Raw genomic sequence first — 24,055 nt, forward strand, 5'->3', positions numbered from 1 at the left:
AAAATCCTTTTCCACATGCTGTGAATAAAATTATAGAGCCGAATAGTGACGGGGATCGTTATATCGTCTAGCAAGACTATTCACACACTGAAATACCTATAAATACAATAAAAACAATTAGTTAGGTAATTACTGTAAACATTAATGTAGAGTTTAGCGCGCAGGGGCTTGTCCAGAGCTTGTGGATAACTCTGTTTAAAACAGTTTTGCAGATAGGGTAAAACGCCGTCAGCACGTTGCAGGCGCATTGTGGATAACCTGTAAGATAACTGCAACAGACTACAGGCATCATTGGTGCTAATGCGGTGCGTAAAATTTCCAGAAAGAAAAACAGGCCGCATAAGATCGATAAAGACTGCAGCAGTTTTAAGTCTGATTACGCCCGAGAGCAAATAACATTAGTGAATATGAAAATCTGGAGCGGGAAACGAGACTCGAACTCGCGACCCCGACCTTGGCAAGGTCGTGCTCTACCAACTGAGCTATTCCCGCATAATCTTCGTCTTTCAATTCGCAGCTGCGTTAGCTTCCTTCACTCACACGGGTCACTTACTGAAGTAAGCTCTCTGTGATTCGTTTCGTTGCTGCCTTGCCGCAAACCGAAATACTTGATTCCGGAACTTCGTGTTACTGCTGCGCACCGTTGTAAATTCTTCACCGGTACGGGGTGCGCATTATACGAGAAATCCTTTCAGTCGCAAGAGTCTAAAAGCAAAATTTTGCGCTTTCAGTTCGTTTGCTGCTTTAATCGGCAACCTGATGATTTCCTGCGCACCCTTTGCCGATTAAAGCTGCAAGAAGTGCTCGCGGTAATACGCCAACTCAGCAACGGACTCGCGAATATCGTCCAGCGCCTGATGGCTGCCGGCTTTTTTGAAGCCTGGCAGGATACCCGGTTTCCAGCGACGCGCCAGTTCTTTCAGCGTGCTGACATCCAGATAACGGTAATGGAAGTAGGCTTCCAGCTCCGGCATGTATTTGAACAGGAAGCGACGGTCCTGGCCGATGCTGTTGCCGCAAATCGGAGAAGTGTTGGCCGGAACCCACTGCTTGAGAAATTCGATGGTCGCCCGCTCTGCAGCACGGTCGTCGTATTGGCTGGCTTTCACACGTTCGACCAAGCCACTGTTGGTGTGCGTACGCACATTCCACTCATCCATCAATGCCAATTGCTTATCAGACTGATGCACCGCAAACACCGGGCCTTCTGCCAGAATGTTCAGGTTGGCATCGGTGACGATCGTGGCGATCTCAATAATGCGATCCTGCTCCGGATCCAATCCGGTCATTTCCAGGTCGATCCAAATCAGATTATTTTCATTTCCAGCTGTCATGCGTTTCCCGCCTGTTGCCAAAGTCGTCATTACACTCGTTTCAGGTGTATCATAGACGTTTTGCCCAGCGGGGCGAAGCCTGGCGAAAGCCGTGAGAGGATGCGTGAGCAAAAATAAACTGTCGAAGGGTCAACAACGTCGCGTAAGCGCTAACCATCAGCGTCGTCTGCAGCAACGGAATGAAAAGCCGGAACCGGATGACAACCTGTTTGGAGAAGCGAGCGAAGGCGTGGTGATCAGCCGTTTCGGCATGCACGCAGATGTGGAAGATGGCGTGGGCGAAGTGCATCGCTGCAATATCCGTCGCACCATTCGTTCGCTGGTCACCGGTGACCGTGTGCTGTGGCGTGCGGCGATTGGCGGCGGCAAAGGCATCGTAGAAGCGGTCCACGAACGTAAAACGGTGCTGACCCGTCCGGACTTCTATGATGGCGTCAAACCGATCGCGGCGAACATCGATCAGATCATCATTGTGTCGGCGATCCTGCCGGAACTTTCGCTCAATATCATCGATCGTTATCTGGTGGCCAGTGAAACCCTGGGCGTTGAGCCGCTGCTGGTCCTGAACAAAACCGACCTGCTCGACGCGGAAGCCCGCGCGTTTGTGGATGAGCAGATGGATATCTATCGCAAAATTGGCTATCGCGTGTTGATGGTCTCCAGCCGTGCCAAAGATGGCCTGGCGGAGTTGGAACAGGCCTTAACCGATCGCGTGAGCATTTTTGCGGGTCAATCTGGTGTGGGTAAATCCAGTTTGCTGAACAATCTGCTGGGACTGGAATTGGCGGGCGATGAGATTCTGACCAACGATGTCTCTGATAACTCCGGTCTGGGCCAACACACCACCACCGCCTCACGCCTGTATCACTTCCCGCACGGCGGCGACGTGATTGATTCTCCAGGCGTACGTGAATTCGGTTTATGGCATCTGGAGCCGGAACAAATCACCCGTGGATTTGTCGAATTTCGTGAGTTTATCGGCGGTTGCCGTTTCCGCGACTGCAAGCATGATACCGATCCCGGCTGTGCCATTCGCGAAGCGGTAGAGGAAGGAACAATCAACATCTCGCGCTTCGATAACTACCACCGGATTCTGGAGAGTATGGCGCAGGTAAAAACGCGTAAAAACTTTTCCGCCAGCGAAGATTAACGGGTACAACGGCACATTCGCCAACTGACCGGGGCGCTGCTACAATCCGCCCCCTTTTGTGTAAACCAAGCGTAATTAAGCCAGGAGGCAACGGTGTTTGATCGTTTTAAACTCGGCCTGAATCATATTCTGCCTAAAAAAGGGCTGACCGAACTTGCCGGCTGGGGCGCCAGTCGTCGCGGTGGCTGGCTGACCAAAGCGGTCATCGACATTTTTGTCTGGTACTACAAAGTGGATATGGCCGAAGCCAGCAAACCCCATACCGGTAGCTATCGCACCTTCAATGACTTCTTCGTGCGTCCGCTAAAAGAGGGTGCGCGCCCGATTGATCCCGACGCGACCTTGCTGGCGCTGCCTGCCGATGGCGCGGTGAGCCAGTTAGGCCGCATCGAAGGCGATCAGATCTTCCAGGCGAAAGGCCATTACTATTCGTTGCAGGCCTTGCTGGCCGGTAACGACGATCTGGCGGAAAAGTTCGTCGATGGCGAGTTCATCACCACCTATCTCGCACCGCGCGATTATCACCGTGTGCACATGCCCTGTAACGGCATTCTGCGCGAAATGATTTATGTGCCGGGCGACCTTTACTCCGTCAACCCGCTGACAGCACGTAACATCCCGAACCTGTTTGCACGCAATGAGCGTGTGATCTGCGTCTTCGATACCGATCATGGCCCGATGGTGCAGATCCTGGTGGGAGCGACTATTGTGGGCAGCATCGAAACCGTGTGGGCGGGCACCATTACGCCACCACGTGAAGGGGTGATTAAACGTTGGCGTTATCCTTCAGCCGATCATGACGGCGCTGTTGTGCTGTTGAAAGGTCAGGAAATGGGGCGTTTCAAACTCGGTTCGACGGTGATTAACTTGTTCGCACCGGGCCGCGTCAAGCTGGCGGAAAGTCTCGAAGCCGAGAGTAAAACCCGTCTTGGCCAACCGCTGGCGATTGCCCTGCCGCAGCCCGGCGAAAGCGCCCCGCTCGCTGAATAACCGGAACCTATCCCGTGCGCGTTTTTCTCTCTCTGCTGCTGAGCCTGGTGCTCAGCAGTTCTGTATTGGCAGCCACCGTTCCTCCTGCGAGTCAGCTGAAGCAGGAACTGGATGCGGCCAAATCCGCCAAAGCCTCTCCCGCTCAAGCCGAGCAAGTTCAGGCGATTGAAGCGGCGATCAATTTCCTCTCTGAGCGTGATGAATCGCTTGAGCGTGCCAAACAGTATCAGCAGGTGATTGATGATTTCCCACGGCTGGCACGTGAACTGCGTCAGCAGATTGCCACGCTGACCGACAGCAGTAAAACGGTGCGCACCAACATGAGCAGCGCCGAGCTGGATCAGGAAATCCTGCAAATCAGCAGCCAGCTGCTGGAAGAAGGCCGTCAGGCGCAGCAAGAGCAGGACCGCGCACGTGAGATCAGCGATTCACTTTCACAGTTACCGCAGCAGCAGACTGACGCGCGCCGGGCGATGACCGAAAGCGATCGCCGTGCTCAGGGCTTTTCTGCGGCCGCTACGCCGCTGGCTCAGGCGCAGATATATGCCCGACTGGCCGAGAATGCCGCCAATAAAGCGCGCGTGGATGAGTTAGAACTGGCACAGCTCTCCGCCAATAATCGCCAGGAGCTGGCGCGTATGCGGGCGGAGGTGCATCAGCGCAAAGTGACGCAGCTGGATAACTATCTGCAGTCGCTGCGCAATCAACTGAATAACCAGCGTCAGCGAGAAGCGGAACTGGCGCTCGAACGCACTGAACAGCTGGCGGAAAACAGTGGCGATTTACCGGCTTCGATCAGCGATCAATTCCGCGTCAACCGTGAGCTATCAGCCGACCTGAATGCGCAGGCCCAACGTATGGATTTGGTCGCTTCGCAGCAACGTCTGGCCACCAACCAAACGCTACAGGTGCGCCAGGCTCTCAGCACGCTGCGCGAACAATCACAATGGCTGGGCGCCTCGAATCTGCTGGGTGAAGCCTTGCGTGCGCAAGTCGCCAGATTGCCGGATATGCCGAAGTCGCAGCAGATCGACAGCGAGATGGGCCAGCTGCGTGTACAACGACTGCATTATGAAGATTTGCTGGAGCGGCAAAAGGATCTGCGCAAAGAGAAGCAGGATGACGGCACGCCGTTCACCAGCGAGCAAACCCGTATTCTTGATGCCCAGTTGAAAACCCAGCGCGAGCTGCTCAATTCACTGATCTCCGGCTGCGATACACTGATTCTGGAAATCACCAAGCTGAAGGTGTCGAACACGCAGTTGCAGGACGCCCTGGGTGAAGTGAAGGAAGCCACCCACCGTTATCTGTTCTGGACGGCGGATGTCAGCGCCATCGACCTGAAGTATCCGATTGACGTGGCGCGTGACTTAACCCGCCTGCTGTCGCTGGATACCTTAGGGCAACTCGGTAAAGCGCTGGCGATGATGTTTACCAGCAAAGAAACCGTGATGCCAATCATCTGCGCAGTGCTGTTGGTGGGCTTCAGCATCAGCTCGCGCCGTCATTACAATGCCTTTATGGCGCGTTCCGCCAGCAAAGTGGGCAAAGTGACCCAGGACCGCTTTAGCCTGACATTGCGCACCGTGTTCTGGTCGATTCTGGTCGCCGTGCCGCTGCCGGTATTGTGGGCCGCGCTGGGCTTTGGTTTGCAGCACGCCTGGCCTTATCCGTTTGCCGTTGCGATTGGAGATGGCATCACCGCCACGCTGCCGCTGCTGTGGGCCTTTATGATCAGTGCTGCTTTTGCGCGTCATGATGGGCTATTTGTGGTGCACTTCCGCTGGCCGCAGGCGCGGGTAGCGCGTGCTATGCGTTACTACTCTCTGACGGTTGGCCTGATTGTGCCGCTGATCATGCTGCTGATTGCCTTTGCCAATCTGGACGATCCGCAGTTCTCCGGCACGCTCGGTCGCCTGTGCTTCATTTTGATTTGCGGTGCGTTAAGTATTGTCACCGTCAGCCTCAAACGTGCAGGCATTCCGCTGTATCTGGATAAAGAGGGCAACGGCGACAACTTCGTTAACCGCATTCTGTGGAACCTGATGATTGCCATCCCGCTGGTGGCGGCGTTGGCTTCCTGCATCGGCTATCTGGCAACGGCGCAGGCCCTGCTGGCACGCCTGGAAACCTCGGTAGGCATTTGGTTCTTCCTGCTGGTGATTTACCACATTATTCGCCGCTGGATGCTGATCCAACGTCGCCGCATCGCCTTTGATCGCGCCCGCCAACGCCGTGCCGATATGCTGGCGAACCGTGCGCGCAGCGAAGAAGAGAAAGATCAACAAACGCCCGCCAACGCCGATACCATCGAAATTGAAGAGCCGAGCCTGGATTTAGATGAGATCAGCGCGCAGTCATTGCGTTTGGTGCGCTCCATTCTGACGTTGATTGCGCTGGTATCGGTGATTGTGCTGTGGTCGGAAATTCACTCGGCCTTTAGCTTCCTCGATAATATCCCGCTATGGGATGCCAGCACCACGGTGCAGGGCGTGGAGAGCGTGCAGCCGATAACGCTGGGTGCGGTGCTGATTGCCATCCTGGTGTTCATTATTACCACCCAGCTGGTGCGCAACATGCCTGCCCTGCTGGAATTGGCACTGCTGCAACACATCAGCCTGACGCCCGGCACCGGTTACGCTATTACCACCCTGACCAAATACGTACTGATGTTGATTGGCGGGTTAGTCGGCTTCTCGATTATTGGTGTTGAGTGGGCAAAACTGCAGTGGCTGGTGGCGGCATTAGGTCTGGGACTGGGCTTTGGTATGCAGGAGATCTTCGCCAACTTTATTTCTGGTCTGATTATCCTGTTCGAAAAGCCAATTCGTATCGGCGATACCGTCACCATTCGCGATCTGACCGGCAGCATTACCCGCATCAATACCCGCGCCACGACGATTACCGATTGGGACCGTAAAGAGATCATCGTGCCGAACAAGGCCTTTATCACTGAGCAGTTCGTTAACTGGTCGTTGTCGGATTCTGTCACGCGTGTGGTGCTGACCATCCCGGCTCCAGCACACGTCAACAGTGATGAAGTCACCAACATTCTCAAGCAGGCGGCCGAGCGCTGTACCTACGTGCTGGATATGCCCGCACCGGATGTGTTCCTGGTGGATTTACAGCAAGGCATTCAGCTGTTTGAACTGCGTGTGCACGCGGCTGAGATGGGCCACCGCATGCCGCTGCGTCATGAGTTGCATCAGTTGATTCTGCGCGGCTTTGAAGAGCACGGCATTGAGATGCCGTTCCCACCATTCCAGGTGCGTATGGAAACGCTGGGGCGTAAAACACCGGCCAGCAATGGCTCACCGTCCAGCCAGACCTTTAAATCTGGCGGCTTATGAATGACAACGCCCGGCAATCACCGGGCGTTGTTTTTTCTGCTGAGCGTTACTTCACAAACTCTTCGCCCTGCGCGATATCTTTCTTCAGCGTTTCCAGCATACCGTTAAGCGCCTGCTGTTCAAACGCACTCAAAGAACCCAACGGGCGACGTTCCACGATACCGTTCTTGCCGATCAGCAGCGGCTGAGAGAAGAAGCGCGCATACTCACCGTCCCCTTCAACATAAGCGCACTCGACCACGTTTGCTTCACCCTGCAGCGCACGCACCAGTGAGAGACCAAAGCGCGCAGCAGCCTGCCCCATGGATAAGGTCGCCGATCCACCACCAGCTTTCGCTTCCACCACTTCGGTGCCGGCGTTTTGAATACGCTTAGTGACGTCAGCCACTTCCTGTTCGCTGAAGCTGATGCCTTTAACCTGCGACAGCAGCGGCAAAATTGTCACGCCTGAGTGCCCCCCCACCACCGGGACCTCGATCTCGGTAGGCTGCTTGCCTTTCAACGCGGCAACAAAGGTGTTGGCGCGGATAATGTCGAGGGTTGAGACCCCAAACAGGCGGTTCTTGTCATACACGCCGGCTTTCTTCAACACTTCAGCCGCAATCGCCACCGTGGTGTTAACCGGATTAGTGATCACGCCAATCAGCGCTTTCGGCGCGGTGCTGGCAACCTGCTCGATCAGGTTACGCACAATGCCTGCGTTAACGTTAAACAGGTCGGCGCGGTCCATGCCGGGTTTACGTGCCACACCCGCAGAAATCAGCACAATATCGGCGCCCTGCAGAGCAGGTGTCGCGTCTTCGCCACTGAACCCTTCCACCTTCACTGAGGTAGGAATATGGCTGAGATCAACCGCCACCCCGGGCGTGACCGGGGCGATATCATAAAGTGAGAGAGCGGAACCTGCGGGTAATTGAGTCTTGAGCAGCAGTGCGAGCGCCTGGCCAATACCACCGGCTGCACCGAGAACGGCAACTTTCATCCTGAACTCCTTATGAAGGTGGGGCAGAGATATGCCGAAAATCCATCAGGTTACGAGTTTAATCAACTTCTCAGGCGATAGCGACAAACCTGTCGCGCAATAACATGACGCCGCAATCGGCTCCCGAGACATCTCCACTTCAGAAGTCGCCTGAATGATACAATCGCAGCCAGAAGACAATGGACGGCAATGATCATCGATATAGTTGTTACCACTTCAATACTATAACAACATTGCAACCTTCGCTTTGCGCGTCAGCCCGCGATTTTGGCGCAACACAAAACTCTGCTATGATGCCTGTCCGCAGTTGATTAGCGCGATTCTCTCACTACGCTTATTGCATAAAAATTCATCTAAATGCATAATAATTTATCTGCCGCTGGCCTGTTGCCTGCTGCACCCCTCTTTTATTGGTAGCTTATGCGAAACCCATCAAAACAAGACGACTTGATCAAAGCGTTCAAAGCGTTATTAAAAGAAGAAAAATTCAGCTCTCAGGGCGAAATCGTGCAGGCACTGCAGGAAGACGGCTTCGAGAACATTAACCAGTCAAAAGTTTCTCGTATGCTGACCAAGTTTGGTGCCGTGCGCACCCGCAATGCCAAAATGGAAATGGTTTATTGTTTGCCAGCCGAACTGGGCGTGCCGACCACCACCAGCCCATTGAAGAATCTGGTGCTGGATATCGATTACAACGATGCCTTAGTGGTGATTCACACCAGCCCGGGTGCTGCGCAGCTGATTGCACGCCTGCTGGATTCACTCGGTAAAGCGGAAGGCATTCTCGGGACTATCGCGGGGGATGACACCATTTTTATTACCCCTGCACGTAGCTTCTCCGTAAAACAGCTGCACGATGCCGTACTGGTTTTATTCGAACAGGAACTATAAAACCCTGGTCTTAACCGGCAGATCATCTGCCGGTAACATCCTTCCTGATGACCCGTTACCCGCCACGCTTGTTACAAAATCCTTTTTTAATAATAAGTTATCGATATAGCTGCCGGTTCTGCATCCGTCGAAATATTGGTACGACCTTTTCCCCTTCTTAACCATTCGCGCTATTTTACACTGCTTTACATATTGTGCTCAGTGGTTATAGCTTCTTATGGCGTATCAGCCAGCGAGATCAACCATGATCTTTCGCACGAAAAGATAATTTGATGCAGATCATTGTTTTTACGAATAAATAACAGTCAATGGTTAATGATTGACCGGTTTTAATAACTTCCAGTTCTAAAAAGGTGCCATAAGGATAAAGAATAACAACCAAACATTATTAGCCAGATATTAATTTCATGGGTGATTAGATCTATACTTGTTTTCGTGATGCAAATCACACGAAAGAAAAAGATAAAAACAGAAGACGAGGAAAAATACCATGAACGTTAAAACTACTATCGCAACCCTGAGTGTTCTATCTGCCCTGTCATTTGGTGCTTTTGCAGCAGATTCTATCAATGCCCAACAGGCAGCGAATCTGCAACCTGCCGGCACCATTAGTGTGAGCGGCGTGGGCGGTTCTCCGATGGATATCCATGAGCAGCTGAATGCTAAAGCCGATCAGGAAGGTGCTAAAGCCTACCGTGTGATCGAAGCGAATACCGGCGACAGCTATCACGCCACCGCTGAGCTTTATAAATAAGTTGACCGAACAAGACGCAGTGTGAACGGCGACCCATTTGAGACGCATTTGCCTCTCAGGTTGCCAAATCCCATTTCAGGAGAGTGAATCATGAAAACCAAATTAGCTATCGCCATCGTAGGTCTGGCTTCCGTATTGTCCTTCGGTGCCAGTGCCGCCAGCCTGGTTTCTAACGAACAAGCCGAGCAACTGCAACCGCTGAATCAAACCATCAGTGTGAGCGGTGTTGACGGTGATCAGACTAACGTCCGTCAGGAACTGTCGCAGAAAGCCGATGCTCAGGGTGCCAGCCATTACCGCATCATTGAGAATAACCGTGGCGACACCTTCCACGTGACTGCAGAACTGTACAAATAAGAATACATCGAACGTCGGGCGCCTGAACGGCGCCAGACAATTGATCGACGACCCGCCTCACCCACTTTTTGCCGCAGGTTGTTGATTACAACGAGGAGAAAAAATCATGAAAATCAAAGCAACCATCGCAGCCGCCAGCCTTCTTTCCCTGTTTGCCTTTGGTGCATCAGCAGCACAACTGGTAACTGATGAGCAGGCGCAAAATCTGCAACCTACCGGCAGCACTATCACCATCAGCGGTACCGGCGGTTCGCCAATGGATTATCGTTCTGAGCTTTCTCAGAAAGCCGATGCACAAGGTGCCAGTGCTTATAAAGTGATTGAAGCGAAAACCGGCGACAGCTATCACGTGACCGCCGAGCTGTATAAATAATTCCTCGTCAATTTCTGACGAACCCTTTGGCCCCGCTCGCCGGGGCCCTTTTTCGGCTTGTCACTTCACATTAAAGCGGAGCTGGCCTTCCAGCTCCTCTTCTGCTTCATCAAACAGCAGGATTAATGCGCCATACCGGCGTTTCTGCCCTGTCCCCAGATTTACAAACTCAATTTCCAGCGGCAACGGCAGCTGCTCCCCAAGTATCGCATCCCAGAGATCGTCAAGATCGCTGATGGCCAGATCCGCCAGCGCAAAACGATCGCTGAACTGGCGATAGAAATGGGCTTGATCGACGATTTCGTCAAAATCAAAACGCTCGGTTCTCATCGTGATTCCCTCTTGCAGGCAGGGCCGCCCGTCAGGCAAGCCCACCAATATGCAGCGCTTTCACTTCCAGGTACTCTTCCATTCCCAGCACCGATCCTTCACGTCCCAAACCGGACTCTTTTACACCGCCAAACGGTGCCAGTTCGGTGGATACGGCACACTCATTAATGCCAATCATCCCGGCCTCCAGCGCCGCCGAGACGCGGAACACCCGTTGCAGATTTTGCGTGTAGAAATAGGCGGCTAATCCGTATTCCGTGTTATTGGCGCGCTGAATGACATCGGCTTCATCATCAAAGCGGAAGCAGGCGGCGACCGGACCAAAGGTCTCTTCCTGGGCCAGCATCATCCCCTCATGCGCCTCGGCAATCACCGTCGGCTGCCAGAAGTTGCCTCCCAGCGGATGACGCTCGCCGCCGATCAGCAACTTACCGCCTTTGCTCAGCGCATCCTTCACGTGCTCTTCCACTTTCTCCAGCGCCGAGCGCTCGATCAGCGGGCCGACAATTACGCCTTCTTCAACGCCATTCCCTACTTTCAGCTTGCCCACGGCATCGGCCAGTTGATTGACGAAACGATCGTAGACCGCGTTGTGCACATAGAAACGGTTCACGCTGACACAAACCTGGCCCGCATTGCGGAATTTGTTGGCTATTGCACCCTGTACCGCCGCCTCAATATCCGCATCCTCAAACACGATATAGGGTGCATTGCCGCCCAGCTCCATCGAGACTTTCTTCATGGTGTCTGCTGCGTTGCGCATCAGCGTTTTGCCCACGGCGGTCGACCCGGTAAACGAGATTTTACGCACCGCCTGGCTAGCCATAATGGCGTCGCTGATGGCATGGGTATCGCCCGCCACCGCATTTAACACGCCATCAGGTACACCGGCTTCTTGTGCCAGAGCCAACAGTGCAAAGGCACACAGCGGCGTATTATTCGCCGGTTTGATGATGCCGGTACAGCCTGCTGCCAGCGCCGGGCCAAGCTTGCGTGTCAGCATCGCCATCGGGAAATTCCACGGCGTGATAGCCGCCACCACACCAATCGGTTCACGTGTTGCCAAAATGCGTGATCCGGGTTTCGCAGGCGGGATGATTTCGCCGTTGGCACGTTTAGCTTGCTCGGCAAACCATTGAATAAAGCTGGCGGCGTACTCGACTTCGCCTTCGGCTTCTTTCAGGGGTTTGCCCTGCTCGGCCGTCATGAGCTGCCCGAGCCAGCTTTTGTTCTCAATGATCAGTTGATACCAGCGATGAAGGATCTCCGCGCGCTGTTTCGCGGTTTTATCACGCCATGCCGGAAAAGCCTGCTGAGCGGCAGTGATGGCCTGCTCGGTTTCCGCCTTACCCGCTCGGGCGACTTTGGCCAGCACTTCGCCGGTTGCCGGGTTAGTGACGTCAAAGGTGTCACTGGCGGTGTGCCACTGGCCCGCAGCGAAATAGCCGGTTTTAAACAGCGCGTGTTGTTGTAGAGAGGTGGACATCATTCTTCTCCTGCTAGTTTTCATCCAGTCAGGAAAGTATAGATGCCAATATCATCGGGTTTTGTTTCAGCGTGGGATCAAAAAGGCCGCTGCAAGGTGCAGCGGCCGATTTCAGATTTGGATGAGGGTGTTCTGGTATTTATCCAGCATCGACGAGAGCCGTTTCACCGGTTCGGTAACGCTCTCCGGTGCCGAATAGTGATGGAGCTTTTCCTGATAAATCTCCAGTTCCTTCAACAAACGCTCAAAGTAGTAGCGCCGCTTGTCATCGCTGGTGGCTGAAATCACGCGATCGGCGGTGTATCGCAACTGGCGGTGATAAGCCGAAAGCTCCGCGTTAACCGGGACTTCAGCATTACGCAGTCGCTGATGGCCGATAATCAGCGTCAGCGCGATGCGGTATTTGTCGATATCGCCGGGGAACAGATTGAGCAGCAGAAACAGTTGCTGATAGAGCGCGGGCAGATGGTTCTCGCGACGGCGCGCCTGATTAGTGGTCAAGGCCGCCACAGCCGCATACATAAAGCGATTCAACAATTTACGGCCGGTACGTGCTTTGGATTTATCGCGAATCAGCAGAATGACCATCATCGCCACAAAGCTGCCGATCCACTGGCCCAGGGCGTTATCGAGGAAGACGTTGAACTCAAACTTCATCGGATTATCCAGCACCAGCACATTGATGGTACCAATCAACGCACCTAGCGTACCAATCTGACGTCGTTGCACGAAGATACCGCCGATAAAGCCGAGTGCGCCAATCGCGATACACAACAGCAACGCGCTTTGCTGGGTGGCTGGCAGGATATAGACGAAGTAGAGCATGCCGAGTGGCACGGCGAAGGCCATACCGTAGAAGAAATCTTTCGCCATCATCAGCGGATTCGGCATACGCATCGCCAGCGCGGTGATGACGGCCAGCATCACCATACAGCCACTGCCCGAAGTCCAGCCGGTATAGAGCCAAAACAGAGAACCGAGCGCGGTCGCCACAAAGGTACGCACGCCGTTGATCATCGCATGATGGGTTTCCGCCGAACGTGCCTGAATCACCACTTCGCGCTGCAGGATACTCTCTTCCAGCGTGGTAATGCGGCTGTTACTGCGCACACCATTAATCAGCAGCAGATACTCTGTTGCTGCACCGACCCAGCTTGCCACCGTCATCGGCACGGTTTTATTGCTGACACTGATTAAACGACGCATCACCTTCATGCGCTTATGCACGTCATCGACGTTATGAACGTCTTTCTCAATCAGCAGGCGATACTGCGTCGGAATATAATCCGGACGGGCGTTTTGAATCAGGAAGGTTTCAGCTGCTTGCGTAATCAACGTCAGCGACAGCGTATTCAGCATCTGTAACCGGCGGCTGGTATTTTTCCAGCGCGAAGATTCCATCAACAATTGGCTGCGCATGCCGTTGAGTGCCGTTGTGCGACGTACCAGCGCGCTCCAGGTGCGATCCACCTCGTCTTTATCCGCGTGGGCGACACACAGTTGCAGCAGTTTGTAATGCGCCACCAGCAGCGAATCGACTTCGGCATCAATCACTTTTTTGATCGAGCGCGGCGAAAACAGCATATCCGCAAGAATCGCACACAGAATCCCAATGACGATTTCACTGCAACGTTCAACGGCATATTGCGGTGCCAGCGTTAAGCCACCGCTGGCATCGGCGGTGACCACGATGATCAGCGCAGTGTAACCAGCCAAACCTAGCGCGTAGGAGTTCTCGACTTTGATCAGCGAGGAGAGCCAGACGCACATCCCCGCCCATAAACAGCACAGCAGCAGCATCACCACCGGTGCACGCACCGTGGCGATCATGATAGTGAGGGCGGCAATACAGCCAATAAACGTACCGATGATGCGCAGAATGCCGCGATAGCGCAGTGCGCCAGAATAGGGATCGCCCCCCGCAGCAAAGGCGGTACCACCGGCAACAATGCCGGCGGTCATCACCGCCCAACGCGGCGTTTCCAGATTAAAGTGAAAGCCAATCATCAGCGCTGCAACCAGCGCAAATGTCAGCTTCACCGGGAAACGCAAAAACTCAATCATAACGCCCTCGCTTAACCAAACTCGCGCAGGCGGTTAAAGAACTGCGCCAACGGCGAGACTTTGGTCTGGCGATCTTTATCCCCGGTGATCACCACCGTGGCGGTAGTGCCCGCCGGGAAGCGGTTGCCCGGTTGATCGTCAAGATGAATGCGCACCGGTACGCGCTGTGCCAGTCGCACCCATTCGAGGTTGGAGTCGATGGTCGCCATACCTTTGCTGTCCACGCTGCTGCTGCTGTTGGTCACGCCCGCAGCAATGCTGTCCACCGTGCCGCGCAATACGGTATTACTGCCCAGCGGGGTGATTTCGGCGCGGAAGCCCGGACGCACGCCATCCAGCTTGGTCTCTTCCATATACGCCAGCACGTAGAATGAGTGCTGCTGTACCAATGCCACGGCAACGGAACCACGGGTGATGAACTCGCCCTGATAAACGTTCAGGTTAGTGACCCAGCCATCTGAAGGCGCTTTGATGGTGGTGCGATCCAGGTCGATCACCGCCAAATCGCGCGTTGCCACCGATTTCGCCAGCTGATGTTCGCTGGTTTGCAGATCGTTATTAGACTGATCGATGGCTTCACGTGACATGGCACTGGTGCCAAGTTGGTTACGGCGCGCCGCTTCACGACGCTTTTCATTGACCAATGCCTGATAATATTCGACATCCGCCTGGGCTTCATCCAGCGCTTTCTGGTAGCGCGGGCGATCCACGACAAACAGCGTATCACCCTGTTTCACCAGCTGGTTGTCGTGCACCGGCACGTCAGTGATAAGGCCGGTCACGTCCGGCGAGATCGCCACCACATCAGCGGAGAATTTGGCGTCACGCGTCCAGGGCGATTCGGTGTAGAACACCCAGGCGCGGAAGATGATCACGATTGCGATGATAACCAGCAGGATTGTAATCGCGTAACGCGCGATTTTTCTTATGAGCGCTTTCACTTAAAAACCTCAGACGAATAGACGGGATACAAGGTAAAACACGCAGCAATACAACGCTGTGTTAAAAAGTGCCGGATGCCACACCAGGTCATAAATTCCGCTGGGCGTCAGCACGCGTTTCACCAGCCAGAACAGCGCCAGCGAAACCAGTAGTTCAATGAAGATGGGCGGAAAACTCAGCCCGAATACGACAAATACCGGAAGCACACTCATTACGGTTCCTTAGTTCGACCTTGCCGGATTGCACCGATACCTGCCCTCATGCCGCATGGCACGTCGGGTTGAGAATCAGGGGATGATTGGGAGACTGATGGCAACATTCAGGCCGCGTTGAGCTAATGATAGCGTATCATCGTGTAAACACAGCCGTGTTAAGGTGCGGTGAACAGACCCAGCGTGCGTATAGTAACGCGCATGACTATACGTTTTCTACATATTGTGAGCTAAATCACTTTTTAGCCAGAGTAAACAATGGAACGACTTAAAGGCATGTCCATTTTCGCCAAAGTGGTTGAATTAGGTTCTTTTACCGCCGCGGCACGTCAGCTTCATCTTAGCGTTTCGTCAATCAGCCAAATTGTCGCCAAACTGGAAGATGAGTTGCAGGTCAAATTGTTAAATCGCAGTACGCGCAGTATTGGTCTGACCGAAGCAGGTAAGATCTACTATCAGGGTTGCCGCCGCATGCTGGCTGAAGCATCTCAGGTGCACGAACAGCTTTATGCCTTTAACAATACGCCGATCGGTATTCTGCGCATCGGCTGCTCCTCCACCATGGCGCAAAACGTGTTGTCTGCAATGACCAGCGATATGCTGCGTGAATATCCTGGTTTGAGCGTCAATCTGGTTACCGGCATTCCCGCGCCAGATTTGATCGCTAACGGCTTGGATCTCGTGGTCCGCGTAGGCGCGTTGCAAGATTCAAACCTGTTCTCACGCCGACTGGGCGCGATGCCGATGGTGGTCTGTGCCGCAAAAAGTTATCTGGCACAGCATGGCACGCCAGATAAACCGGGTGAAATCGATAATTTTTCATGGCTGGAGTACAGCGTTCGCCCGGATAACACCTTTGAACTGGTCGCGCCGGAAGGCCTGGTGACGCGATTGACGCCGCAGGGTCGCTTCGTCACCAATGATTCACAGACGCTGATTCGCTGGCTGAAAGCTGGTTGCGGCATCGCCTATGTCCCCCTGATGTGGGTGATTGATGAGATTAACGCCGGGGAGATCGATATTCTGTTCCCGCAATATCACTCAGAACCGCGTCCGGTGTATGCGCTGTATACCGAGAAGGACAAGATGCCGTTGAAGGTGCAGGTATGTATTGATTATCTGACCGAGTACTTTAAGCAGGTGGCGCAGCAGTATCAGCTGCATCGTAAGAGCTGATGATTCTCCTAAAGAGGTGAATCTCCGATGGGCGATGCCGCCATTCGGCAGGTACGCCATAGGTAAACTCAGACTGTTCGATAATGAGCAGAGTCCGCCATGCGAATATCTGACTCCACGGCCTTCAGAGTGGGTGCCATGGAGTCATCAGGCTTTGTAGCGTGCGCTATGCATGGGAATATCAGACGCTACGGTCATTCGTCAGGTGCGCATTTATGCGCACCTGGAATGATTATGCAGTACCGCCGACGGTGATTTTATCCAGCTTCAGGGTTGGCTGGCCGACGCCGACCGGCACACTCTGCCCCTCTTTACCGCACACGCCAACGCCTTTATCCAGCGCCAGATCGTTACCGACCATTGAGATCTGCTGCATTGCTTCAATACCCGAACCAATCAGCGTTGCACCTTTCACCGGCGTGGTCACTTTGCCGTTTTCAATCAGATAGGCTTCCGAGGTTGAGAAGACAAACTTGCCGGAGGTGATATCCACCTGACCACCACCAAAGTTCGGCGCATAAATCCCATACTCAACGCTGGAAATGATGTCCTGAGGCGTGGATTTGCCTGCCAGCATATAGGTGTTGGTCATGCGCGGCATCGGCAGATGCGCATAGGATTCACGACGCCCGTTACCGGTTGGTGGAACACCCATCAGACGCGCATTAAGCTTGTCTTGCATGTAACCTTTCAGCACGCCGTTTTCGATCAATACGTTATATTGGCCTGGCACGCCTTCATCATCCACCGCCAGTGAGCCGCGCAGGCCTTCGATGGTGCCATCGTCAACCACGGTGCAGAGTTCAGACGCCACCAGTTGCCCCATTTTTCCGCTGAAGACCGAAGTTTCACGGCGGTTGAAATCGCCTTCCAGACCATGACCGACGGCTTCATGCAGCAGCACGCCTGGCCAGCCAGCGCCTAACACCACCGGCAATGTGCCCGCTGGCGCAGCCACGGCAGAGAGATTCACCAGCGCCAGACGCACCGCTTCACGCGCCCATGCATCGGCACGGACATCACCGTTTTCATCGGCATAGAAGAATTCATAGCCGGTACGCGCGCCGCCGCCGCTAGAGCCACGTTCACGTTTCCCCTGATCTTCCACCTGTACGCTGATCGACAGACGCACCAGCGGACGGATATCCGCAGCCAGCGTGCCATCAGTCGCCGCCACCAGCACCTGCTCGTACACGCCTGTCAGGCTGGCGTTCACTTCCTGCACGCGCGGATCGGCCGCACGTGCCACGGTATCAACACGATGCAGCAGTGCAATTTTGTCTTCGCGCGTCAGGCTGTCCAGCGGATTGATCGGCGCATACAGCGAACGGTTGATGACAGCTGAAAGCGTATGCGCTTTGCCATTACCCTGCTCACGCACAATACTGCGCGCGGCTTCAGAAGACTGGCGCAGGGCGTTCAGGGTGATTTGGTCTGCGTAAGCGAAACCGGTTTTCTCACCACTGATAGCACGCACACCGACACCCTGGTCGATATGGTAAGAACCATCTTTGATGATTTTGTCTTCCAGCACCCAGGATTCATGGAAACTGGACTGGAAGTAGAGATCGGCATAATCCAGACGACGTTCTGAAAGCTGCCCTAACAGGGAAAAAAGGTCCTGCTGATTAATGCTGTTCGCAGCTAGTAACTGCTCACTTACCAGATTCAGAGTCATCGTTTCTCACTCATTATGTGCTCGGATAGTCATAGCCTGCGGCAATTCCCCGACGGCGTCAAATTCACTTCTTGTCGTCTTCGCGCGGTTTGCGCAGCACTTCATTGATTTCCGGTTTATCCAACGGTCCGCTTATGTGATAACGCAGTAGCGAAATCTTATTCCACAGCGGGCCCAATACTTTACTGGCGGCAAACACGGCGGCCCCGATCACCGGGTTGACCACAAAGGCCGTCGCCACACCTACCGAAGCGGAGATCTCAGGGGCAACGACCGCTTCCATATCAATCTGGCGTTTTGCCAGATCGATCTGCCCCTGCATGGCGATATCCGCTTCAAGGCCATCGACCAGCAGGTTATCCGTGCGCATCACACCGTTTTCGATCCACGCCGTGCCGTTAATGGAATCGAAATAGAAGCCTTCGCTGAAGGTGTCACTGAAATCGAATCGCAGCTTACGCAGTAAGGCGTCAAAACTCATCAGGCGGAGCAACTGCCCTGCGCGCCCGGTATTCACATCCGCAATCTGGCCTTTGCCAAAATGGGTTTTCAGCGTACCACTCAACGTTTCCGCGGAAGGCTGCCACGGGGCGGAACGCCAGTGCAGGTCATAATCCACGTTAAACGGCGCGTCACGAAGTGGGGTATTCATCCCAAACCAGTTAACGGCGTCATTGATGTTTTTACCGCTCAGACTGCCTTTTAATGAGGTACGCTGATTGCCCGGCTTGTTGACCCATTCGCCGTTGATCTTCAGCTTCGCACTGCCGGAATCCACGCTACCGTTAGTAAGTGCTAACGTATCTCCCTGCGGCTGTAATCTGGCCTGCATATGTCCAAACTTCTGCCCGCGCAGCCAGCACTCATCACAGTTTAGCTGCATCGCCGGCCAGTTACTGAAGTCGACTGTGCTGCTATTGCCACCCAACGGTGAGGCGTTGTTGTCGCTGCTGTTCACCCATTCTGGATTGTAGTAAAGATAGCTAAGGTCGATCTGCCATGGCGCATGCTGTGCGGTTTGCAAACTGCCGCGCGCTTCGCGGCTTTCCAGCTGAAGTTGCGTGTTGCCAGTCGGCCCTTGCGTGACGGTGGCATTAACGTCATGCCACTGCTGGCCACCGAGCATCAGTGCCGGTGTCCGCAGAGTCACATCGCCCGGTAACAGCGCGCCGCCCACTTCCGTTTCGCCCTGAGCATTACGCGAACCACTGCTTCCCGCCATTAGCCCCATCCAGGCTTCACCATCCAACGGTGGTAAATTGAGTTCCATCCCGCGTTTTTCTGGCAGCTTCGGCGTGCTTTTCGCATCGTTGAGCCAGATGCCGCGATCCACGCGCAGCTGGGGTTCGAGAATCCAGCGGCTGTTAAAACGGTTGTGCTCACGCACGCTGCCGCTTAGCGTGAATCCTTTAAGGTCACCGGTGGCGTTGATGGCGATGGGCATTGCTTCGCCCGCCTTCTTATCCAGCGGCCCAGGTAAGTGACTGCTTACTGTTTTGCCCTCACCCTGCAAATCGACTTTATAGGTCGCACCACCATTGTGTGGCAGCGTGATGTCGACATTGCCCTGCCACGGCAAACTGCCGCTCAACTGACTGCTGACACTGGCCGGCAATACTTTCAGTTTCGACGGCTGCCAGTCGCCCAATAACTTCACGTTGACGCCGAAGTTGTCAGGATTCTCAGTGGTAGAAAAACGGACGCCGGTGGGCTGACCGAACCAGTTAGCCTGCATATCTTCACTTTCGAGATTGCCGTTGTTGTAGCGGAAGCGCCCGGTGAGATTTTCCAGCGTGGTGTTTAACGGCTTGATGTGCAGGCTGTTATTGTTCATCACCACATTCCCGCTGGCATGCACCAATTCACCATCCAGCGGAATATCGAGATTCAATGAACCGCGCACATTGCCACCGATTTGCAGCTGCTGCAGTGCCGCGCCCAACGTCGATTTCAAAGGCGTCTGTTCGAAGTAATCGGCAATCTGCTTGCCCTGACCGCTAAGATCGCCATTGATGATCAACTTCTCTTTGAGATAGTCCGGGATCACCGCGCTGACGTTACGTGCATCCACTTCCCCCAATTTGGTTTTCTCGGCTTTCATCCACAGGCCGTCGTTAACAAAATCGAGGTCGATATCGAGGTTTTCCAGCGCAGGCCAACCGGGCTGGAACTGGAAAGTGGATTGACGCAGCGGCACCCACACTTCAAACATGCCGTCATTGTGCTTAAACGGGAACAGGCTGGGATTACCGGCGAACAACAGCGTGGCATTGTCCACTTTCCCGCCTTTGATCGACTCGCTGAGGAAATGGGTCAGATCATGGCCCATTAGCGGTTCCGGGAAGTAGCGCCAGGCATCACCCGCATCGGTGACGCGAATGCCCGCCAGAATATCCAGCTGTGGCGCTTTGCCGACATTTTGCTGATAGCGGAAATCACCGCGCGCCCACAGGGAACGTGCCTGAACATCAAGATTCTGACCGTCCAGCGTCAGGCCGCTGGCATCGCGCTGCCAGTTCAGCTTGCCAGTGATCTGTTGAATTTGCAGTGGCGCCTGGAACATGTCGCCATAAGGCACTTCCGCTTGTCCCATCGTCACATCCAACCGACCGTTACTCACGCTGCCGCTGGCGGTACCGTTGAGATTGCTGATCCCCGGCAACAGCTCCCAATGCTGCCACGCCAGGTTGCGCCATTTGGCTTGCAGTCGGGTTTGTTCGGGCTGATTAAGCGGAATATCCAGCGCCAGCGCATCGATGTTGCCGCGCGGCTGCAATGCACGCCAGTTATCCAGTAACGCAGGGGACAAGGGTTTGAACAGCGGCACCAACGGTGCCAGACGCTCCAGATCCAGTTGGGTGGCACGGACACGCACTTCCGCACCACTGTTCGCGCCCAGCATCTGCTGGTCTTCCGGCTTCCACAGAAGTGAGAAGTGCCCCGGCGCCCAGGCGATGCCATCGGTGCTGAGTCGGGTTTGCGGGACGGACAAACTCCAGCCATTTTGGAAACGCGCCAGATGCGCGGTTAAGCCATCAACCTGCAGCTGGTGATCGCCCTGTTCGCCGCGCCAGCGTGCACCGCCTTTACTGAGCAACAGGTCACCGGCGTAGACATCGCCATCACGCAGATTCACCCACGCCGCAAGGCTGAAGCGGGCACTTTCGAGGCTGGTATTGTCTCGCAGCCACGGACCGATCCACGGGCGCACATCGACGTCATCCGCTTGCATCCAGATGCGGCCATCGTTGAGTAATCCGTTGGTATCGTTGAGATCGAGTCGCACCTGCACCACACCGTGCTGCCCCGTAAAACTGGAGAGATTGACTTCCCCTTCCGCACGGTGACGCGTGCTTTCGTTGAGCCAGGTCAGACGCGGGATCGCCAGCTCAGCGTGCTGGCCAGAAGGCGTGAGAAAACGGATGCTGCTATCACGCAGATCAAAGTGGTCAAACTGTCGCAGAAACAGATCGTTGATTTGCGCCGGCTTAAAGCTGTTTTTTTGTTGATCGCTGGTAAGCAGCGGATGATTGGTTTCGAGACGCAGTTGCCAGAAGGTCAGATCGCGGAACTGCCAGCGCCAATGCAGCAGCGATTGCCAGACGTTAAGCGCCAGATTTACACGGCCAATGGTGAGTTTGCCATCTTCCGGCATCACAACGTTGAGATTGCGCACCTGCAGGGTTGGGCCGAAGTTCTCCCATTTACCCTGCAGCTCGCTGGCATCCACCGTCACTCCGCTGACGCGTGAAATCGTCTGCAGTATGTCGCTGCGATAGCTGTTGAGATGCGGCATCACGAGGCGCAACCCGCTGACTAGCAGCGCCACAATAACGATGATTGCGGCGAGCAGCAGTAACAAAATCCTCGGCAACCGCCTCACGCACCTCTCCTTGCTTCCCGTTGAATAACGGCGTTCAGCATCACGACTTACATCATGACAACGTCAAACTGCTCCTGAGTATAGAGCGGCTCAACATGAACTTTAACCTGCTTACCGACAAAGATTTCCACTTCAGCCAGCGCATGTGACTCTTCGCTTTTTAACGCCTCGCCCACTGCCGGGGAAACATAAACGAGGAAGCGATCGGAATCATAAGCATGATGCACACGCACGATTTCGCGCATGATTTCGTAGCAGACCGTTTCCACCGTTTTCAGCGTGCCGCGCCCTTTGCACACCGGGCAATCGGCACAGAGCACATGTTCAATACTTTCCCGCGTGCGTTTACGCGTCATTTCCACCAAACCGAGCGCCGAGAAGCCGTTGATACCGGTTTTCACCCGATCTTTGCTAAGCGCACTTTCCAGCGAATGCAGTACGCGGCGACGATGGTCGTCATTACTCATGTCGATAAAATCGATGATGATAATGCCGCCCAAATTGCGCAGACGCAGCTGGCGAGCAATCGCCTGCGTGGCTTCAATGTTGGTGTTGAAGATGGTTTCGTCGAGATTACGATGCCCAACGAACGCGCCGGTATTGATATCGACGGTGGTCATGGCTTCGGTTTGATCGATGATCAGGTAGCCGCCCGACTTGAGCTCAACCTTGCGCTCCAGTGAGCGCTGGATTTCATTCTCAACATCAAACAGATCGAAGATTGGCTGTTTGCCGCTGTACAGCTCCAGCTTGCTGGCCATTTCCGGGATATATTCGCCGGTAAATTCCACCAGCAGATCGCAGGTCAGACGTGAATCCACGCGAATGCGATCCAGCGCTGCGCCGGCAAAGTCGCGCAACACGCGCTGTGCCAATGCTAACTCGCCGTACAGCAGACAGCGCGTCTGGTTACGTTTCTTACGCTCGCTGACTTTAGTCCAGAGACGTTTGAGGAACGCGGCATCCTGCGCCAGGTCTTCCTCGCAGATGCCTTCAGCAGCAGTACGAATAATGAAACCGCCGAGGTCGTCGCAGTAGGCGGAAACGACCGCTTTTAAGCGATCACGCTCCGCTTCGCTTTCAATACGCTGGGAAACACCCACATGCGATGCGCCTGGCATAAACACCAGATAACGTGAAGGCAGCGTAATATCGGTGGTAAGGCGCGCGCCTTTGGTGCCGAGCGGATCTTTCACCACCTGTACCACTAAATCCTGGCCGGGACGCACCAACTCGCTAATATCGCGCACCACAAAATTTTTCTTCTCATCCCCTGCCACGCATTCGGTGTGCGGCATGATGTCAGAAGCGTGCAGGAAGGCGGCTTTATCCATACCGATATCGACAAACGCGGCCTGCATGCCGGGTAACACGCGGCTGATGCGGCCTTTATAGATATTCCCCACGATACCGCGTCGTGCTTCGCGCTCGATGTGGATTTCCTGCAGAATGCCGCCATCAATATAGGCAACACGGGTTTCAGAAGGTGTAACGTTAACCAGCAGCTCAGCCGTCATCTTGTCCCCTTAACGCACGCAGTGACTGAAAGTGGCTCAGCAACTCATTGGTTTCAACCAGCGGTAATCCCACTACGGCGTGATAGCTTCCATTAATCTTGCGGACAAAGTTGCCGCCCAGACCTTGTATTCCGTACGCGCCGGCTTTGTCCATCGGCTCGCCGCTGGCAATATAGTGCGAGATTTCTTCTGCCGTGATATTGCGGAATGTCACGTCAGTAGTGACAAGGCAATCCAGCACGCGTGCACTGTCAGCCAGCGCGACGGCAGTCATCACCTGATGCGTTTGCCCGGAGAGTTGACTCAACATCTGCGCTGCGTGTGCAGCATCGCGCGGCTTTTCCAGCACGTTATTGTTGAGTACCACGATGGTATCTGCACCCAGCACCGGTAAATCTTGCGGCGCGACCGCCACGCCAGCACGCGCTTTATCCAAAGCCAGACGGCGAACATACACTTCCGCCGCTTCCTCTGGCTGGCGCTGCTCTTCAACGTCGGTAACCAGACGTTCAAACTGCAGACCCAGTTGCGTGAGCAGTTCACGTCGACGCGGTGAACCGGATGCGAGATACAGGCTTATCATAGT

General features: G+C 54.5%; 19 protein-coding genes and 1 tRNA gene. 8 read left to right on the plus strand and 12 right to left on the minus strand.

The features are described 5' to 3' along the window. Positions 1-416: 416 nt before the first annotated feature. Together IAE30_RS13365 and orn are read right to left on the minus strand one after the other, a co-directional pair. Positions 417-492 (minus strand) — tRNA-Gly (locus tag IAE30_RS13365). 293 nt (positions 493-785) lie between these two features. Next, positions 786-1,334, minus strand: coding sequence for an oligoribonuclease (gene orn / locus IAE30_RS13370; protein ID WP_200679954.1), 549 nt, complete (start codon positions 1,332-1,334; stop codon positions 786-788). Positions 1,335-1,437: 103 nt separating this feature from the next. Here orn and rsgA point away from each other — a divergent pair, with 103 nt between their 5' ends. From rsgA to mscM, 3 genes are all read left to right on the plus strand, one after another. After that, entirely contained in the window at positions 1,438-2,484 is a 1,047-nt protein-coding gene (gene rsgA / locus IAE30_RS13375) for a small ribosomal subunit biogenesis GTPase RsgA (protein ID WP_034829385.1), read from the plus strand. Positions 2,485-2,577: 93 nt separating this feature from the next. Next, positions 2,578-3,474 carry an archaetidylserine decarboxylase gene (gene asd, locus IAE30_RS13380; RefSeq protein ID WP_038644387.1) on the plus strand — a complete coding sequence of 299 codons (897 nt, stop codon included), beginning with the start codon at positions 2,578-2,580 and terminating at the stop codon, positions 3,472-3,474. Positions 3,475-3,488: 14 nt separating this feature from the next. Beyond that, positions 3,489-6,824 carry a miniconductance mechanosensitive channel MscM gene (mscM, locus tag IAE30_RS13385; protein ID WP_038644385.1) on the plus strand — a complete coding sequence of 1,112 codons (3,336 nt, stop codon included), beginning with the start codon at positions 3,489-3,491 and terminating at the stop codon, positions 6,822-6,824. Positions 6,825-6,870: 46 nt separating this feature from the next. Here the strand turns inward: mscM and mdh are convergent, their stop codons facing one another. Beyond that, the gene (gene mdh / locus IAE30_RS13390) at positions 6,871-7,806 is read right to left on the minus strand and encodes a malate dehydrogenase (protein ID WP_200679956.1); all 936 of its coding nucleotides are present in this window, start codon (positions 7,804-7,806) and stop codon (positions 6,871-6,873) included. 420 nt (positions 7,807-8,226) lie between these two features. On the opposite strand from mdh, the gene argR reads away from it, so the two are divergent. The 4 genes from argR to yhcN (IAE30_RS13410) all read left to right on the plus strand — a co-directional run bounded on the left by argR (position 8,227) and on the right by yhcN (IAE30_RS13410) (position 10,181). Then, positions 8,227-8,697 carry a transcriptional regulator ArgR gene (gene argR / locus IAE30_RS13395; protein WP_034831131.1) on the plus strand — a complete coding sequence of 157 codons (471 nt, stop codon included), beginning with the start codon at positions 8,227-8,229 and terminating at the stop codon, positions 8,695-8,697. A gap of 490 nt (positions 8,698-9,187) precedes the next feature. Then, positions 9,188-9,451, plus strand: a complete 264-nt coding sequence (gene yhcN, locus IAE30_RS13400; protein WP_034831133.1) for a peroxide/acid stress response protein YhcN — start codon at positions 9,188-9,190, stop codon at positions 9,449-9,451. Positions 9,452-9,541: 90 nt separating this feature from the next. Then, positions 9,542-9,808 carry a YdgH/BhsA/McbA-like domain containing protein gene (locus tag IAE30_RS13405; protein WP_034831135.1) on the plus strand — a complete coding sequence of 89 codons (267 nt, stop codon included), beginning with the start codon at positions 9,542-9,544 and terminating at the stop codon, positions 9,806-9,808. A gap of 106 nt (positions 9,809-9,914) precedes the next feature. Next, positions 9,915-10,181: a peroxide/acid stress response protein YhcN gene (yhcN, locus tag IAE30_RS13410; RefSeq protein WP_038644381.1), complete on the plus strand. Its 267-nt coding sequence runs from the start codon at positions 9,915-9,917 to the stop codon at positions 10,179-10,181. A gap of 60 nt (positions 10,182-10,241) precedes the next feature. Here yhcN (IAE30_RS13410) and IAE30_RS13415 read toward each other — a convergent pair whose 3' ends face one another. The 5 genes from IAE30_RS13415 to aaeX form a co-directional block, all read right to left on the minus strand. Next, positions 10,242-10,511: a hypothetical protein gene (locus tag IAE30_RS13415; protein WP_034831139.1), complete on the minus strand. Its 270-nt coding sequence runs from the start codon at positions 10,509-10,511 to the stop codon at positions 10,242-10,244. A gap of 31 nt (positions 10,512-10,542) precedes the next feature. After that, positions 10,543-11,997, minus strand: coding sequence for an NAD-dependent succinate-semialdehyde dehydrogenase (locus tag IAE30_RS13420; RefSeq protein WP_081946710.1), 1,455 nt, complete (start codon positions 11,995-11,997; stop codon positions 10,543-10,545). Between the two features lie 111 nt (positions 11,998-12,108). Continuing rightward, complete coding sequence (gene aaeB / locus IAE30_RS13425) at positions 12,109-14,061, minus strand: p-hydroxybenzoic acid efflux pump subunit AaeB (RefSeq protein WP_200536561.1); 1,953 nt, start codon at positions 14,059-14,061, stop codon at positions 12,109-12,111. A gap of 11 nt (positions 14,062-14,072) precedes the next feature. After that, positions 14,073-15,002: a p-hydroxybenzoic acid efflux pump subunit AaeA gene (gene aaeA, locus IAE30_RS13430; protein WP_200536560.1), complete on the minus strand. Its 930-nt coding sequence runs from the start codon at positions 15,000-15,002 to the stop codon at positions 14,073-14,075. 9 nt (positions 15,003-15,011) lie between these two features. Next, positions 15,012-15,215, minus strand: coding sequence for a p-hydroxybenzoic acid efflux pump operon protein AaeX (gene aaeX, locus IAE30_RS13435; protein WP_021508145.1), 204 nt, complete (start codon positions 15,213-15,215; stop codon positions 15,012-15,014). A gap of 258 nt (positions 15,216-15,473) precedes the next feature. Between aaeX and aaeR the strand changes: the two genes are divergently transcribed. Further along, on the plus strand, positions 15,474-16,391 hold the full coding sequence (gene aaeR / locus IAE30_RS13440; RefSeq protein ID WP_200536559.1) for an HTH-type transcriptional activator AaeR: 918 nt from the start codon (positions 15,474-15,476) through the stop codon (positions 16,389-16,391). 232 nt (positions 16,392-16,623) lie between these two features. Here aaeR and tldD read toward each other — a convergent pair whose 3' ends face one another. The 4 genes from tldD to IAE30_RS13460 form a co-directional block, all read right to left on the minus strand. After that, positions 16,624-18,069: a metalloprotease TldD gene (gene tldD, locus IAE30_RS13445; RefSeq protein WP_200536558.1), complete on the minus strand. Its 1,446-nt coding sequence runs from the start codon at positions 18,067-18,069 to the stop codon at positions 16,624-16,626. Positions 18,070-18,133: 64 nt separating this feature from the next. Continuing rightward, the gene (yhdP, locus tag IAE30_RS13450) at positions 18,134-21,952 is read right to left on the minus strand and encodes an AsmA2 domain-containing protein YhdP (protein ID WP_200679958.1); all 3,819 of its coding nucleotides are present in this window, start codon (positions 21,950-21,952) and stop codon (positions 18,134-18,136) included. A 47-nt stretch (positions 21,953-21,999) separates the two neighbouring features. Continuing rightward, positions 22,000-23,469 carry a ribonuclease G gene (gene rng / locus IAE30_RS13455; protein WP_038644369.1) on the minus strand — a complete coding sequence of 490 codons (1,470 nt, stop codon included), beginning with the start codon at positions 23,467-23,469 and terminating at the stop codon, positions 22,000-22,002. After that, positions 23,459-24,052 (minus strand): nucleoside triphosphate pyrophosphatase, encoded by a 594-nt coding sequence (locus IAE30_RS13460; protein WP_200536556.1) that lies wholly within the window; start codon positions 24,050-24,052, stop codon positions 23,459-23,461. Before IAE30_RS13460 ends, rng begins: the two co-directional genes overlap by 11 nt. Positions 24,053-24,055: the final 3 nt, after the last annotated feature.

The organism is Pantoea sp. S61 (assembly GCF_016625145.1).
Classification (GTDB): Bacteria; Pseudomonadota; Gammaproteobacteria; order Enterobacterales; family Enterobacteriaceae; genus Pantoea; species Pantoea rwandensis_B.